At 69.7% G+C, this 14,908-nt stretch carries 12 protein-coding genes; 6 read left to right on the top strand and 6 right to left on the bottom strand.

Annotation, left to right across the window (positions count from 1 at the left end):
* Positions 1 to 115 precede the first annotated feature (115 nt).
* Positions 116 to 1,060: a sugar kinase gene (locus AB0K21_RS08645; RefSeq protein ID WP_364148861.1), complete on the top strand. Its 945-nt coding sequence runs from the start codon at positions 116 to 118 to the stop codon at positions 1,058 to 1,060.
* Between the two features lie 23 nt (positions 1,061 to 1,083).
* Here AB0K21_RS08645 and AB0K21_RS08640 read toward each other — a convergent pair whose 3' ends face one another.
* Entirely contained in the window at positions 1,084 to 4,158 is a 3,075-nt protein-coding gene (locus AB0K21_RS08640) for a DUF6493 family protein (RefSeq protein ID WP_364148859.1), read from the bottom strand.
* Positions 4,159 to 4,388: 230 nt separating this feature from the next.
* Positions 4,389 to 4,706 (bottom strand): hypothetical protein, encoded by a 318-nt coding sequence (locus tag AB0K21_RS08635; RefSeq protein WP_343975199.1) that lies wholly within the window; start codon positions 4,704 to 4,706, stop codon positions 4,389 to 4,391.
* 292 nt (positions 4,707 to 4,998) lie between these two features.
* On the opposite strand from AB0K21_RS08635, the gene AB0K21_RS08630 reads away from it, so the two are divergent.
* Together AB0K21_RS08630 and AB0K21_RS08625 are read left to right on the top strand one after the other, a co-directional pair.
* A complete protein-coding gene (locus AB0K21_RS08630; RefSeq protein ID WP_364148857.1) occupies positions 4,999 to 6,435 on the top strand; it encodes an ATP-binding protein in 1,437 nt (478 codons plus the stop codon).
* Positions 6,436 to 6,495: 60 nt separating this feature from the next.
* Positions 6,496 to 6,879 carry a DUF427 domain-containing protein gene (locus AB0K21_RS08625; protein WP_343975193.1) on the top strand — a complete coding sequence of 128 codons (384 nt, stop codon included), beginning with the start codon at positions 6,496 to 6,498 and terminating at the stop codon, positions 6,877 to 6,879.
* Between the two features lie 88 nt (positions 6,880 to 6,967).
* Here AB0K21_RS08625 and AB0K21_RS08620 read toward each other — a convergent pair whose 3' ends face one another.
* A complete protein-coding gene (locus AB0K21_RS08620; protein ID WP_343975190.1) occupies positions 6,968 to 7,423 on the bottom strand; it encodes an NUDIX domain-containing protein in 456 nt (151 codons plus the stop codon).
* Positions 7,424 to 7,646: 223 nt separating this feature from the next.
* Between AB0K21_RS08620 and AB0K21_RS08615 the strand changes: the two genes are divergently transcribed.
* Both AB0K21_RS08615 and katG read left to right on the top strand, forming a co-directional pair.
* A complete protein-coding gene (locus tag AB0K21_RS08615) occupies positions 7,647 to 8,084 on the top strand; it encodes a Fur family transcriptional regulator (protein WP_030911883.1) in 438 nt (145 codons plus the stop codon).
* A gap of 32 nt (positions 8,085 to 8,116) precedes the next feature.
* On the top strand, positions 8,117 to 10,348 hold the full coding sequence (gene katG, locus AB0K21_RS08610) for a catalase/peroxidase HPI (protein WP_364148854.1): 2,232 nt from the start codon (positions 8,117 to 8,119) through the stop codon (positions 10,346 to 10,348).
* A 133-nt stretch (positions 10,349 to 10,481) separates the two neighbouring features.
* Here katG and AB0K21_RS08605 read toward each other — a convergent pair whose 3' ends face one another.
* Complete coding sequence (locus tag AB0K21_RS08605) at positions 10,482 to 11,834, bottom strand: glycosyl hydrolase family 28-related protein (protein WP_364148852.1); 1,353 nt, start codon at positions 11,832 to 11,834, stop codon at positions 10,482 to 10,484.
* A 312-nt stretch (positions 11,835 to 12,146) separates the two neighbouring features.
* Here AB0K21_RS08605 and AB0K21_RS08600 point away from each other — a divergent pair, with 312 nt between their 5' ends.
* Positions 12,147 to 12,674 carry a GNAT family N-acetyltransferase gene (locus AB0K21_RS08600; protein WP_343975179.1) on the top strand — a complete coding sequence of 176 codons (528 nt, stop codon included), beginning with the start codon at positions 12,147 to 12,149 and terminating at the stop codon, positions 12,672 to 12,674.
* A 139-nt stretch (positions 12,675 to 12,813) separates the two neighbouring features.
* On the opposite strand, the gene AB0K21_RS08595 is transcribed toward AB0K21_RS08600, so the two are convergent.
* The gene (locus tag AB0K21_RS08595) at positions 12,814 to 13,752 is read right to left on the bottom strand and encodes a MerR family transcriptional regulator (protein WP_364148850.1); all 939 of its coding nucleotides are present in this window, start codon (positions 13,750 to 13,752) and stop codon (positions 12,814 to 12,816) included.
* Between the two features lie 160 nt (positions 13,753 to 13,912).
* Positions 13,913 to 14,203, bottom strand: a complete 291-nt coding sequence (locus AB0K21_RS08590; protein WP_343975221.1) for a MerR family transcriptional regulator — start codon at positions 14,201 to 14,203, stop codon at positions 13,913 to 13,915.
* Positions 14,204 to 14,908: the final 705 nt, after the last annotated feature.

The following is a 14,908-nucleotide window of genomic DNA, read 5'->3' as shown; positions in this document are numbered from 1 at the left end:
CCTATTTTGCCGTTGATCACCACTATGGGGACACGCCGGTCGACCGGGCCTCCACCCGCTGATCGGTCGAGCCGGGCACGGCCCGCCCACCGACCTACCGAGGAGACGTTTTCCGATGACCGACCTGGTAACGCTCGGCGAGAGCATGGCGCTGTTCAGCGCGCGGCGCACCGGCCCGCTCAGGCACGCCCGCGACTTCGGGCTCGGCGTGGGTGGCGCGGAGTCCAACGTGGCCATCGGCGTCTGCCGCCTCGGCGGGCGCGCGGCCTGGATCGGCAGGGTGGGCGCCGACGAGTTCGGGGAACTGCTCCGCTCGACGCTGGCCGGCGAGGGCGTCGACGTGCGGGGGATGCTGGTCGACCCCGAGGCGCCCACCGGCCTGATGATCAAGAGCAGGCGTACGTCCGAGGTGGTCGACGTGCGCTACTACCGCTCGGCGAGCGCCGGGTCCCGGCTCCGCCCCGCCGACCTGGACGTCTCGCTGATCCGCTCGGCACGCGTGCTGCACGTCACCGGCATCACCCTCGCGCTGTCGGCGTCGGCCGCCGAGGCGGTGCGGGCCGCGATCGCCGAGGCCCGCGACGCGGGCGCGACCGTGTCGATGGACATCAACTACCGCCGTGCCCTGTGGACACCCGCCGAGGCGTCCGCCGCGCTGCGCGAGACCGTCGCCGCCGTGGACGTCCTGTTCGCCACCGAGGCCGAGGCCAGGTTGATCGTCGAGGGCGACGACCCGCTCGCCCTGGCCCGCACCCTGTCGGACCTCGGCCCGCGCCACGTCCTCATCAAACGCGGCGCCCTCGGCGCGATCGAGCTCTCCGACGGCACCGTACGGCACGCGGAGCCCCACCGGGTCGCCGAGCTCGACCCGGTGGGCGCCGGGGACGCCTTCGCCGCCGGCTGGATCGCCGAGACCCTCGCCGGGGCCACCTCCGAGCGGCGCCTCGCCACCGCCTCGGCCGCCGGGGCCTTCGCGGTGACCGCCGACGGCGACTGGGAGAGCCTCCCCCGCCGTGCCGACCTCGACCTGCTCCGCCCGTCCGACGGGGTCAGCCGCTGATCGAGAACGACGCCGTCCGGCTGTCACTGCGCGGAGAGCAGGTCGCGCAGGGCGCGGCACTCGCGGATGACCTGGGTGGAACCCTTGCGCCCGGCGACCGCCGTGACCTCGGGGATCTCGCCGGTCGCCTTCGCCCGCCGGGCCACCCGCCGGGCGAAGGCCAGGAAACCGACCAGTTCCTTGGAGGGCCGCCCGCCCGAGACGGCCAGCAGACCGGGCAGGGCGGCGGCGATCATGGCCCACGCCTCGCGGTGGGTGCCCACGCAGACCGCGTCCTCCATGATCGTCCGGAACCTGAAGATCGAGAGCCAGGCCCGGCGTATCCGCTCCCCGAACTCCGTGCCCATCCGGGTGGCGGGCAGGTCACCGGTGGCCAGGAGGTACTGCACGGCCCGGCGCCGGTACACCGACATGCTCAGGGCGAGCCGTTCCACCAGCAGCAGGGCGGTCGCCTGCCCGACCGGTCCCCGCGCGCACGCGAGGTCGGTGAGCCGCGGCCCGTCGACGAGGCCACCGGTCCAGTCGCTGCGGAACCTGAGCGGGACCATGTGCGCGGCGATCACCTCGCGGTGGGACGGCATGACCCCCGGCCACCAGCCGATCAACCTGCCGTGATGGCCGCGTCCCTCCTCCAGGAACCGGGGCGGCGAGACCAGGAGTCCGGCGATCAGCGACGCCGCGGCACGGACCGTCCGCTCACCGGCCGACGTTCCCGCCTCCTCGTCCGCGCGGTCGCTCGGGGTGATGTCACTCGGCGCGCTGTCGGTCATCGTGCTGCCGGTCACCGTGCTGTCGCTCGGCGTGATGGAGGCCACCGCCAGGGTCTGCCATGCTTCAAGAGCCCCCTGCGGCTCGCGCTCGTCGAGCCAGTGCCCGGCCGGATCCTCCTCGAGCCCCCAGTCCGGCTTCGCACTGGGAGAGCAGAACCGGCGGACGGTCACCACCGGATCGGGCAACCCGTTCCCCGCCAGCCAGCGGGCGGCCTCGCGCCCGGCCGCCGAGGTCAGCGCGGCGGCCCGCGTCACCGCGACGGGATCGGCCTCCCTGGGCAGCCGGAGCAGCGCCTGCGCCAGATCGGCCGGAAGCGGTTCCACACCCGTCCGCTCCAGTTCCTCGATCCTGGCGACCAGCTCCACCGGGTCGAGGTGGCCGGTGGAGAGGGTGGGCGTGGCCAGCAGCAGCGGCGGCAGGACGCCCTCCTTGAGAGCGTCGAGGATCTCCGCGTGGCGGCGCAGCACGAGCCACTCCGGCGCGCAGACCTCATCCCGGCCGGGAAGCCTCGCCCACAGTGACTCCGACAGTGACTCTGACAGTGACTCCGACGGCGACTCCGGCCGCAGGTCGGTGGGGAGGCCGGCCCCGGCCCCGGGCTCCGGGAGCTCCGCGCCGGGATCGACGAACTCCGCCACGATCGCGGCGCCCCAGCACTCGGGACTCGTCCAGTCGCCTTGCGTCGGCGGCCTCTCGGAACGTGCCGCCAGCGCGTCCCGGAGCCCAGTGGGATCTCCGGCGGCGAGGCGGACGAACCCTCCGAGGAATCCCTCGGCCTCGGCCCAGTCCTTCTTCCCGAACAGGGCGGCCACCTGCCGGGGCGTCCGCGGCACCGGGAACACCGTGGCGGGCGGCGGTTCGGGGATCTCGGCGGGGACGAAGGGCTCCTCCGGCTCCGGCTCGGGCTCGGGTTCCTCCTGGAGATCTCCGCCGAAGACCGCGACCAACCTGTTGGACAGGCCGGCCGGAAGCTGCCCGGAGGCGTCCCGTACGGTCTCGGCACCGAGCGGGCCGAAGGCCGCCGCGTGCCCGACCAGCAGGCGCACGGCCCGCTCCTGGACGGCGGGCGCCTCGTGGCCGAGCGCCAACGCCAGAGCCGGCGACAGTTCGTCGGCCCGTTCCGGCTCCCGCTGGAGGAGCCGGTCCAGCCAGGCCAGCCCGGCCTTGACCAGCCCGCTCTCCGCGCGGAACAGCAGGCCGGACAGGGCCTCGCTCACGTCGTCGGGGTCGAGGCCGGCCGCGTTGTCCCCGGAGAGGGAGTCCAGGTGACGCAGGTGCCTGAACGACAGTTCGGCCACCGGCCCCGGCGCCGTCGGCAGCAGCCGCAGGTAGTCACCGGCGCGGGAGGCCACCTCGGCGGGAGACGGTTCGAGCAGCTCGTGCAGGCGGGCGAAGAACCGCAGGTCGGTCGCGCCGCCCCCGCGCAGGAACCGGCCCACGCAGCCCTTCAGCAACGCCTCCCGGCTCACCCTTCCCTCGGCGGCCAGGGTGCGCAGCGCGCCCAGCCACGACTCGGCCGCGAGCGGGTCGGCCCGCTCCTCGCGCAGCGCGCGGCCCACCCCCTGCGCCTGGAAGAGCCTGGGCAGCAGCACGTCGAGCAGCGGGTCCTCGCGCAGCCGCTCCGCGGTCGGCGGTGTGCCGACCCAGGCGAGCACGAGCGGGTCGTGCTCGGGCGGCGTGGCGCCGGTGCGGCCCAGCAGTGCCAGGGTGAGCGGCAGGTTCCGGTCGCGGGGATCGCCCTCCCAGCCTCCGCGCCGGACACGCACCCGGAGCGCGAGCCGTACGGCGAGATCGGCCTGCCACTCGGCAGGGCGGGTGGCGACCGCCTGGAGCACCGGCTCGACGAGGTCGGCGGAGCGATGGCGGCGTTCGAAGTCGCGCCGGTTGAGCCAGGCGACCACGGCCGCCGCACCGGGGAGCGTGCCCGCCCCCGCGACCCGCATCGGGTCGATCCAGGCATCGCCATCGAACGGGGGCGGAAACGCTCTGTAGTACTCCCGATTGTTCTTGGGCCCCTCCCAGGTGCCCTCCATGTCGCCGCCCCAGCCGAGGGTCTCCGCCCACCGCCGGTGGATCTCATGCTCGGGCACCCCGCGTTCGCGGGCGAACCGCTTGTACGCCTCCCCCCGGGCCAGGCGGATCCGGTCGTACTCCTCCCCGCGCTCACTCAGCCGCCGTTCCACCTCCCTGCGGGCCTCCTGGATGTGACCCGGTAGTTCCCGGGCCACCTCCCTCCGCCCGGCGTCGTCGAGGTCGGCGACCCTGGCCGCGACCTTGAAGGCATCACCGGTGCCGATGAGGTCGCGGACTTCTTCCCACACGGTCATGACGGCATCTCCCGAGAACCGGTCCGGATCGCCCGGACGCAAACGTGCGGCGCCTTCGCCATGAGGGACACTAGGCAGCGGCCCGGACAGTAACGGGCCGTTGGAGCCCCGGCGAGCAGAAGATCAACCGCTGGGCGGACACCGTCTCCCCCCGGAGGCGGACACGCCCTGGGCGGAGGGGGTACCCCGGTCACCCGTCGCCCGCCTCCCGGAAGTCGATCACGCCGGGCCTACGGTTCGAACAGCACCAGAGGATGCCGCCGGGCCAGCTCCAGCACCACGCGGCACACCTCTCCGGAGCGTGGGAAGACCGCGTCCATCAGCACGAACTCCTCCCCCACGACCAGCGGTGCGGACCACGGCGAGACCGCGTAGTTCTCGGCGGTCAGGTCCGGGAAGAGCGAGGTCAGCTCCTCGTAGAAGGCCGCCGTCTCCGGGCGCGGCTCACCGGGCACGGCGTCGCTCCGGCTCCAGACGAGATACCTGCGAAGCGCCTCCTGCGCGGTGATCGGTTCGGCCCCGAGCCAGACTCCGAGTTCAAAACTCACGCCACATCCTCGCACGCGCCCCGACTGCCCGGCCGTCGGATCCTGTGCGCCCGGCTCCCACGCACCCGACTCCTGTGCGCCCGGCTCCTATGCGCCCGGCTCCTATGCGCCCGGCGGATGCTCGGCGGGGCCGAAGCCGACCGTCAGGCCGCTGATGCGCGGGGGGTCGTGCTCCGCGGCGATCCAGGCCCTCACCTGGGGCTCTCGTTCCGCTTCTCGTCTTCCGTGCCCAGGCGACGGCATTAATATAGGCTCAGCCTAAGTAAGATTGTTTATTACTAAGGTTGGATCGATGAAATTTACCGGCAGGGCCTTCGACCTCGATCAACTCGACGCGCAGTTGCGGCTCGCGACAGAGGGCAGGGGAGGGACGCGAGGCCGGGCAGTGATCATCACTGGCCGCAGGCGAGTGGGCAAGTCCCGCCTGGTGCAGGAGTTCTGTGATCGTTCCGGCCTGCCGTACGTCGTCTTCCAGGCGACGAGAGGCCGCAGTCCGGTCGCGGAGCGTAATGACTTCGCCGAGACCGTCGCCTGCTCGGGACTCGCAGGCGCCGAGTTCCTCCAGGGCGCCGCACCGCAGGACTGGAACCACACCCTCAGGTCACTGGCGCTGGCCGCGGGTGATGAGACCCCGTGCATCGTGGTTCTTGACGAGGTTCCGTGGCTGATCGAGCAGGACGGGGAGTTCGAGGGTGCCCTGCAGACGGCCTGGGACAGGTATCTCTCAGCCCGGCCGATCCTGTTGATCCTCGTCGGAAGCGACCTGTCGGTGATGGAATCCCTGCAGGAGTACGGCCGCCCCTTCTTCGGCCGGGCCGCTCACATGACGCTGAGGCCTCTTGCTCTTCAGGACGTCGCCGACATGACGGGGTTGCCCGCCGCCGACGCCGTGGACGCGCTGCTCGTCACCGGAGGCTTCCCCGAGGTGGTCCGTTCGTGGGAGCACGGCATGTCCAGGATCGACTTCCTGCGCGACAGCCTTGCCAACCCGCTTTCACCTCTTCTCGCCTCCGGCGAGTTGTCCCTGCTCGGAGAATTCCCGTCGGCGACCTACGCCCGGACCGTGCTGGAGGCCATCGGAACCGGAGAACGCACCTTCAGCACGATCGCCGCCAATGTGGGAGGAGCGACACCGTTGCCGTCCGGCACCCTGGCACCGATCCTCACGAACCTGATCGCCAAGCGCGTGGTGGCGACCGACCTCCCGCTCTCCGACCGGCCCGACACCAAGAACAAGCGGTACCGGGTGGCCGACCACTATCTCCGGTTCTGGCTGGCGTTCCTGCAGCGGGCCATTGCCGACAGTGAAAGAGGCCGACCGGATCTGGCGTTGCGACGGATCGAACGTTCCTGGACGACCTGGCGAGGTCGCGCGGTGGAGCCACTCGTACGTGACTGCCTGGCCAGAATGCTTCCGGATGACGCGTGGCCGGACACCGAGGCCGTGGGCGGGTGGTGGAATCGGCAGAACAATCCCGAAATCGATCTCGTGGGCGCGGACCGGGAACCTGTCGCGAGCAGGGTCCACTTCGTCGGATCGATCAAATGGCTCGACGCCCGGCCGTTCGACCGCCACGACTACGACGCGCTGGTCCAGGGTTCGGCGGCCGTTCCCGGGGTGACCACGGAGACACCGAAAGTGGCGGTGTCCAGGTCGGGGTACGAACCGGGACTTCCGCTGGCCGCGGCCTGGACACCGGAAGATCTGCTGGCGGCGTGGCAGCGCTAGGCCCGTTTCCCGCATGCGCCGTATCGCTGTAGGTACCTTTGGAAGAAAGGAGTTCGCGCCATGACCGACAAGCCCGTCCTGCAGCCCGGCCCCGATCATCCGATCACGATCGAGGCGAACCCGGCCCGGATCGTCGTCTCGCTGGGCGGCCGGGTGGTCGCCGACTCGCGGCGGGCGTTGACGCTGCGAGAGGCGTCGTACCCGCCGGTTCAGTACATCCCGATCGCCGACGTCGACCGCTCGCTGCTGGAACGGACCGGCACCGCCACCTACTGCCCGTACAAGGGCGACGCGGGCTACTACACCGTCGCGGTGGACGGGAAGCGGTCGGTGGACGCGGTCTGGTTCTACGAGTCGCCGCACCCGGCCGTCGCCGATATCAAGGACCATGTCGCCTTCTATCCCGACCGGGTCGACTCCATCGCCGAGGAGACGGCCACCTGAGAGCCGGGGACACCCGTCCCGACGCGAGTCGACCGAGAGCACGACCCGCCGGATTCCATCGTGGTCGGCGTCGTCCACGGCACGGAGGCTAGAGACGCCCGCGGTGGATGAGAAGGCGGTGCGACTCCTGCATCTCCTCCGGCAGCTCGTCCGGCGCGAACCATCTCGCCTCCAGGATCTCGAAGTCGTCGATCTCGAGCGTGCCACCGACGAACTCGGCCTCGTACGCCACCTCCAGGCGCAGCTTGTAGCCGCTCTTCAGCCGGACGAGCTCTCCGACGCGGACCTTCAGCCCGGTCTCCTCCCGCACCTCGCGGCAGACCGTGTCCTCGAAGGTCTCCGAGCTGTTCGCACAGCCGGTCGGCAGCCCCCACTGCCTGCCGACCGGCCAGAAGCGGTGCTTCAGCAGGAGCACGTTGCCGTCCGCGTCGCGTACCACCCCGGTCACACCGACCGTGAACTTGGCGTGCCGGAGCCAGAGGATGCGCCACTGGAGCGAGCCGTTGACGAGCCTCCAGAGCCGGACGATCAGCTTCTTCACCATGGGTCCATCCGCGGTTCGGCACCTGTTCGAAGATCGGACGCTACCGGGGAAAGGCGGCAGGGCACCTTGGTTTCGGCTTTTGACGCCTCTCGGCGGCGGGACGCACCGCGTCCGGCGCGGCCCTGCCGCGAGATGATCGCGATCACCCCGGGGCCGTACGGCGCTAGACTTGGATTGTTCGTTCTCTTGTATCGTTCGTGTTTATGACGGTAGGTTTGGCGCCATGACCGCACCCAGGACTCCGAACACCGCCGAGGAACTGCGCGGGGCAGGCCTGCGGGTGACGGCCGCCCGCGTCGCACTGCTCGAGACCGTCCGGGACGGTGATCACCTCGGCGTCGAGGCGATCGCCTCCGGGGTGCGCGATCGCGTGGGCCACATCTCCCTTCAAGCTGTGTACGAAGCCCTGCACGCGCTCACCGCGGCGGGACTCGTACGCCGCATCGAACCGGGCGACAGCCCAGCCCTGTTCGAGGGACGCGTCGGAGACAACCACCACCACGTCGTGTGCCGATCGTGCGGTGCCGTCGCCGACGTCGACTGCGCGGCCGGGGAGGCTCCCTGTCTGACCGCGTCCAACGACCACGGCTTCTCGATCGACGAGGCCGAGGTCATCTACTGGGGCCTGTGCCCCGACTGTTCCACCGCCCGTAGTTCCTGAGCACAGTGATCTTCTTACTTCAGAAGGATTCCATGTCTGAGAACCATGACGCAATCGTCGTAGACGCGAAGACGGAGGGCGAAGGTGGCTGCCCGGTCGCGCACCAGCGCGCCCCGCACCCGACCCAGGGTGGCGGAAACCACCAGTGGTGGCCGGAGCGGCTCAACCTGAAGATCCTCGCCAAGAACCCCGCCGTCTCCAACCCGCTCGGCGAGGAGTTCGACTACGCCGAGGCGTTCGAGAGCCTCGACCTCGCGGCCGTGAAACAGGACATCGCGGAGGTGCTGACCACCTCGCAGGACTGGTGGCCGGCCGACTACGGCAACTACGGCCCGTTCATGATCCGGATGGCGTGGCACAGCGCGGGCACCTATCGGATCAGCGACGGCCGCGGCGGCGCCGGGGCCGGCCAGCAGCGCTTCGCGCCGCTCAACAGCTGGCCGGACAACGTGAACCTCGACAAGGCCCGCCGTCTGCTGTGGCCGGTCAAGAAGAAGTACGGCCAGAAGATCTCCTGGGCCGACCTCATGATCCTGGCCGGCAACGTCGCCCTGGAGACGATGGGCTTCAAGACCTTCGGCTTCGCCGGCGGCCGTGCGGACGTCTGGGAGTCCGACGAGGACGTCTACTGGGGTCCCGAGTCCACCTGGCTCGACGACCAGCGCTACACCGGCGACCGGGAGCTGGAGAACCCCCTCGGCGCGGTCCAGATGGGCCTGATCTACGTCAACCCGGAGGGCCCGAACGGCAACCCGGACCCGCTGGCCTCGGCCCGCGACATCCGTGAGACGTTCCGCCGGATGGCGATGAACGACGAGGAGACGGTCGCCCTGATCGCGGGCGGTCACACCTTCGGCAAGACCCACGGCGCAGGCCCTGCGGACCACGTCGGCGTCGACCCCGAGGCCGCCCCCATCGAGCAGCAGGGTCTCGGCTGGAAGAGCACCTACGGCACCGGCAAGGGCGCGGACACGATCGGCAGCGGTCTGGAGGTCACCTGGACCTCGACGCCGACGAAGTGGACCAACAACTTCTTCTGGAACCTGTTCGGCTACGACTGGGAGCTGACCAAGAGCCCGGCCGGCGCGCACCAGTGGCGCCCGAAGCACGGCGCCGGTCAGGACTCGGTGCCCGACGCCCACGACCCGTCGAAGCGTCACGCGCCGGCCATGCTGACCAGCGACCTCGCGCTCCGGTTCGACCCGATCTACGGCCCGATCTCGCGGCGTTTCTACGAGAACCCCGACGAGTTCGCGGACGCCTTCGCCCGCGCGTGGTTCAAGCTGACCCACCGCGACATGGGCCCGGTCGTGCGCTACCTCGGCCCGGAGGTCCCGACCGAGACGCTGCTGTGGCAGGACCCCCTCCCCGAGGTGACCTACGAGCTCGTCGACGCCGCGGACATCGCCTCCCTCAAGGAGCGGATCCTCGCCTCGGGCCTGTCGGTGTCCGATCTCGTGTCCACCGCGTGGGCGTCGGCCTCGACCTTCCGCGGCGGCGACAAGCGCGGCGGCGCCAACGGTGCGCGTATCCGCCTTGAGCCGCAGAGCGGCTGGGAGGTCAACGACCCCGACCGGCTCGCGACGGTGCTGAGCACCCTGGAGGGGATCGCCGAGGCGTTCAACACCGCCCAGACCGGTGGCAAGCAGATCTCGCTCGCCGACCTGATCGTGCTCGCCGGTGGTGTGGGCGTCGAGCGGGCCGCCAAGGACGCCGGTGTCGACATCGAGGTCCCGTTCAGGCCGGGCCGGGTGGACGCGTCGCAGGAGCAGACCGACGTGGAGTCGTTCGCCGCGCTTGAGCCGACCGTTGACGGGTTCCGCAACTACCTCGGGAAGGGCAACCGGCTGCCGGCCGAGTTCCTGCTGGTCGACCGGGCGAACCTGCTGACCCTGAGCGCCCCCGAGATGACGGTCCTCGTCGGTGGCCTCCGTGCCCTGGACGCGAACCACCAGCGGTCGCCGCTCGGTGTCCTCACCGCGACCCCCGGGGTGCTGACCAACGACTTCTTCGTCAACCTGCTCGACATGGGCACGGCGTGGAAGGCGACCTCCGAGGACGCGAACGTCTTCGAGGGGCGCGACACCGCCACCGGCGAGGTCAAGTGGACCGGCACCCGCGTCGACCTCGTCTTCGGGTCGAACTCCGAGCTGCGTGCGCTCGCGGAGGTCTACGCGAGCGATGACGCGAAGGAGAAGTTCGTGAAGGACTTCGTCGCGGCGTGGGACAAGGTGATGAACCTGGACCGGTTCGACCTCGTCTGATCATGTGACGTCCAGGTCGGCCCGCGCGGGCCGACCTGGACGTCCTCCGCTACGTCGGTCCGGAAGAGCGATGACGTCCCCGTTCTATGGCGCTCGCCGCGAACGGGACGGGACGTGGCGGGATGCGGGTGGGTCAGCCGGCGACGTCGGCGGTGGCCCAGGAGTCACGGAAGGCGTAACGGGCCGGGGCGCTCGCGTAGCGCAGGAAGGCCGAGCTGGAGGTGGTGCCCACGGCGGTGTTCGTGTGGTAGAAACGGCAGCCCTCGTAGATCATCTTTCCGTTCGTCACGGTGGAGCCCGCGGCGTCCACCAGGTGGTACCCGGCCAGCGTGCAGTCCTGGTAACGGGCGATCGGCAGCCGGTTGGAGGTGGCGGCGTACCGGTGCAGGTTGAAGCCGGCGGCCGACGAGTACTGGAGGGCGGCCAGGTCGGAGCAGGAGGTGAAGAGGACCGAGCCGTTGTTCCAGTTACAGTCGATGATCTTGTGGTTGGCACTCTTGGGCTCGAAGCGCACCCCGCTGACGCTCAGCCGGGTCGCGCCGATCTCCCCGTTGGCGAGCGGCATGTAGAAGTACCGGGCGGGGCTGGAGCCGACCATCGACCAGGAGCCGCCGATCACGTTGATGGAACCGCCCCGGTCGAAGCGGAAGAAGTCACCCCCTGCGAGCGCGAAGTTGCAGGACAGCATGAAGTAGTTGAGGAACTGGTTCTGCTGGTTGCGGCTGGACGGGCTGGAGATCCCGCAGTGCAGGAAGGCGTCGGTGTAGACGGAGGCGGTGTCGGTTGAGCACAGGATGAAGTGGTGCTCGCTGTTGTTGTTGGCCTCGTGGTCGCCGTCGATGCCGATGACCCGGTCCCAGGCGCCCTTCCATTCGATGTTCTGGTAGACGAAGTACTGGTTCTGGCCGTTGCCGTACTCGGGGTACTGAGAGGTGTCGTCGATGGTGTCGACCGACCAGTAGTACGCGAAGCGGTTGTTGGGGTTGGTGGACTGGAACGCCATGTCCTGGAAGTAGGCGTACCGCAACCGGACGGCGGCCGTGATCAGGTTGTTCTCGCGGGGGTCGCTGTTGGCGGTGAAGTCGGTGGCGAAGTTGATGGTGGTCACCCGCGGGCCGGCGCCGCGGAAGCGCAGACCGAAGATCTGGTCGGCTCTTCCGCCGGTGGGCGACCACATCAGGGTGTCCTTCTTGGTCACCTTGTACGTGCCCGGCGGGAAGTAGATCTCCTTCTTCACCACGCCATTGGTCCGGCCGGCGATCGCTGCGGTGACCGCGGCCTTGATGGCGTCCGAGTCGTCGGTGACGCCGTCCCCCTTGGCGCCGTGATCCTTGACGTCCACGATGAACACCGACGGATCGGTGTTGGCCGCGGCCGGTTCGGCGGCCCACAGCGACATCGCGCCCACGCCGGTGGCGGCCAGGCCTCCCACCAGCGCGCGGCGGCTGAACCTGCCGCCGTGCTCGTCTCTTTCGTTTTCGGACATGCTGACACCGCTCCTTGACTGAGGGGTTCAAGATCGCGACCAAAGCTAGACCCCGCCTATTCGATCGGCAACCCCCAATATGCATTTACGGGCAAACCGATTCCAGGTGCCATATCTAGCAAATTCAGGACGATCAGCTATATAAGCCGACAAATATCTGTAAGCAGGCGCCACATTCGCAGACCTTGCGGAAGAGAGGCGCCTCGTCGCCGGTGGTGGCCGACCGGCACCCGGGGCTCGGGACATCGAGGTGCCGACACTCCCCCGGAAAACCGGTCGATTCTCCGAGATTGGTCGCCCTAGCCTGGCGGCATGTCCGAACTACGTACCGATCGCCTCCTGCTCCGCCACTGGCGGGACTCCGACCTGGACCCCTGGGCGGCGATGAACGCCGATCCCGAGGTCCGGGAGCACTTCCCGGACCTGCTGACACGTGAGCAGAGTGCCGCTTCGATCGCGCTCTTCCAGGCCGGACTCGAACAGCGGGGTCACGGGTGGTGGGCGGTGGAGGTCCTGGCGACCGGTGAGTTCATCGGCTTCACCGGCCTGGACCCGGCGGACGAGGGCATGCCGTTCACCGAGATGGAGATCGGCTGGCGGCTGACCCGCTCGGCGTGGGGCCACGGCTATGCCACCGAGGCCGCCCTGGCCTGCCTGGAGTTCGGTTTCAAGACCCTGGACCTACCGGAGGTCGTCGCCATCACGACCACCACCAACCTGCGCTCCCAGGCGGTGATGCGCCGGATCGGCATGACCCGCGACCCCGCCGCCGACTTCGACCACCCGAAGGTGCCCGACTGGCCGCTACGCCGGCACGTGCTGTACCGGATTCGCCGGTGACCAGTCCGTACGGCACCTCGTAGGCACCGTTCCGCTTCTCATCTTCCACGCCCAGGCGGTGACATCAACGCAGACTTCACCTAAGTAAGATCATCGAAGAGGCGACCGCCTGGTGCCCGGTTCTGGTCGAGTCGGGCCGCTACCCCGATATCCGGGCGCGCAAGGCCTGGATGAACCAGTCGAGTACTTCCGTCAGGCTTTCCGGGGCCGGCCAGCCGTTGATCACTGAGAGCAGCCGAAGGTACAGCTCCCGGCGAGGGTCGTTCGCGGTCTCCAGCCGGGCCAACAGCCGGCGCCGAAGGTCGACGTCGTCCACGCAGCCGAAGACCTGCGCGTACTGAGCCGTGACCGCCGCGACGACCGGATCGGCCTGGGGCGAGACCGGGTCGATGCCGGTTGCCAGGGCCGGGCCGACCTGGTCACGGACCATCGCGGTGGAGTCGCGGCGCAGGACCGCGGTGTCGCCCTGGGCACGCTCGGCCACATGGTGCTCGACCATGCGCCGCACGCCGGCGCGAAAATCCGGGTCCTGGGACAGTTCGGCCAACTCCACCCACGCCTCGACCTGCTCGGCCTCGGGATCGTCGGGCAGCTCGGGGGTCATCGAACGCATGATCCCCGCGAATCCGGCGTTGGCCTCCAGGCCGCCGAAGGCGGTGTCGAGGAAATCGCCGATCAGACGTCGACGTTCGTCTTCGGAAAGCCTGGCCAGCTGGTGCATGAGATCCATCTCCTCAGGGGTGGACCCGCGCTTGGCCACCGCCGTCAGCACCGCGTGCCGCAGACGTAACACTCGGATCTGCGCCGCCAGTGCCTCGGCGTGCGCCGCGGCGACCTCGGGAAGCGAGATCTCCCGGTTCACGACCCTCCGGATCGTGGGAAGGTCCACTCCCAGGGCGCGCAGCGTCCGCAGGAGATCCAAGCGTGCGACGGCGTCGAGGCCGTAGAGGCGGTGGCCGGCCGGGTTGCGGTCGGTCGGCGGCACGATCCCACGGTCGGAGTAGAACCGAATGGCCTTGACCGTCAACCCGGTCCGCCGGGCCAGATCACCGATCGAGTAGAGCGTGTCACCGTTCATGCCCTCACCCTCGCGCCTCCCCCTACGGGAGACGCAACCCGTTCGATTCCCGACGGCCGACGGACAGGGCTGCCCTGTCTGTGCGAGGCAGGGCAGCCGTGAACTGTCGCGGTGACGACGCCGGGGCGACGAGGGCGATCAAGGGCGAGGTCACCGGCCCTCACGCCGAGCGGCGGTCCGCGCTGTCGGATCGTCGGTCGCGTACCTGCTGGAGCTCGGTGTTGATGCGCAGGGCTTCGGCGAGCTGGTCTTCCAAGATGATGATGCGGCAGGCGGCCTCCAGGGCGGTGCCCTGGTCGACCAGTTCTCGTGCGCGGGCGGCCAGGCGTAGCTGGTAGCGCGAGTAGCGGCGGTGACCACCCTCGGAGCGCTGCGGCTCGATCAGTCTGGCGGTGCCCAGGTTACGCAGGAACGCCGGGGTGACGCCGAGAATCTCGGCGGCGCGGCCCATGCTGTAGGCGGGGTAGTCCTCGTCGTCGAACCGGTGACCGGAGATGTCACTCGGCGTGGCGGGGAGCCCCTCGGCCCTTCCCGCGGTGTCGGCCTTGTCGGCCGTTTCAGCCTTGTCGGCGGTGTCGCGGAGCCGGGGCTCTGAGCGGACGGCCGACGCCATCAGTGTTCGATCCATACAGCCTTCCCATAATGCCAACAGGGGCCCCGGCGCCATGATGCGCCGGGGCCCGCGAGGTTCAACACCATCTACCGGCCCTGGGGCCGACCTGTTTCTTCCGCATTGGCCGCCCGATGGGGGCGGGGATGCGGGGATCGCGTATGCGTGACCGTAGACCACCTTCCAATCCGTGGGACTGCGGTACCCGTGCGGCGGAACATCAGCCGGCAACGGGCGATCCTGATGGCGTTCAACACTCCTTTCGCTATCTCCTACTTCCTTGACCTAATGCATCACTTGCCGCAGCTGCGCGTCCACGGCTGGAACCCTTCACCTGCGCTGGTCCCGGCACGTCCGACGTTGTTGCTTCTTCACTGCGTTGGCAGCGCGTCCACGGCCAGGACCCTTCAACCGCTTCGGTCCCGGCACGTCCGACCTTCTGCCCGTCAATCACTTGCCGCAGCTGCGCGTCCACGGCTGGAACCCTTCACCTGCGCTGGTCCCGGCACGTCCGACGTTGTTGCTTCTTCACTGCGTTGGCAGCGC

It is taken from the genome of Streptosporangium sp. NPDC049248 (genome assembly GCF_040678965.1).
Taxonomy (GTDB): Bacteria; Actinomycetota; Actinomycetes; order Streptosporangiales; family Streptosporangiaceae; genus Streptosporangium; species Streptosporangium fukuiense.
Note: the sequence above shows the minus strand (reverse complement) of the source record. Positions and strands in the feature narration are given on the sequence as shown.

Coding starts and splice junctions, on each gene's coding strand:
- AB0K21_RS08645 (WP_364148861.1), top strand. CDS start 116: ATGACCGACCTGGTAACGCTCGGCGAGAGCATGGCGCTGTTCAGCGCG.
- AB0K21_RS08640 (WP_364148859.1), bottom strand. CDS start 4,158: ATGACCGTGTGGGAAGAAGTCCGCGACCTCATCGGCACCGGTGATGCC.
- AB0K21_RS08630 (WP_364148857.1), top strand. CDS start 4,999: ATGAAATTTACCGGCAGGGCCTTCGACCTCGATCAACTCGACGCGCAG.
- AB0K21_RS08625 (WP_343975193.1), top strand. CDS start 6,496: ATGACCGACAAGCCCGTCCTGCAGCCCGGCCCCGATCATCCGATCACG.
- AB0K21_RS08620 (WP_343975190.1), bottom strand. CDS start 7,423: ATGGTGAAGAAGCTGATCGTCCGGCTCTGGAGGCTCGTCAACGGCTCG.
- AB0K21_RS08615 (WP_030911883.1), top strand. CDS start 7,647: ATGACCGCACCCAGGACTCCGAACACCGCCGAGGAACTGCGCGGGGCA.
- katG (WP_364148854.1), top strand. CDS start 8,117: ATGTCTGAGAACCATGACGCAATCGTCGTAGACGCGAAGACGGAGGGC.
- AB0K21_RS08605 (WP_364148852.1), bottom strand. CDS start 11,834: ATGTCCGAAAACGAAAGAGACGAGCACGGCGGCAGGTTCAGCCGCCGC.
- AB0K21_RS08600 (WP_343975179.1), top strand. CDS start 12,147: ATGTCCGAACTACGTACCGATCGCCTCCTGCTCCGCCACTGGCGGGAC.
- AB0K21_RS08595 (WP_364148850.1), bottom strand. CDS start 13,752: ATGAACGGTGACACGCTCTACTCGATCGGTGATCTGGCCCGGCGGACC.
- AB0K21_RS08590 (WP_343975221.1), bottom strand. CDS start 14,203: ATGGGCCGCGCCGCCGAGATTCTCGGCGTCACCCCGGCGTTCCTGCGT.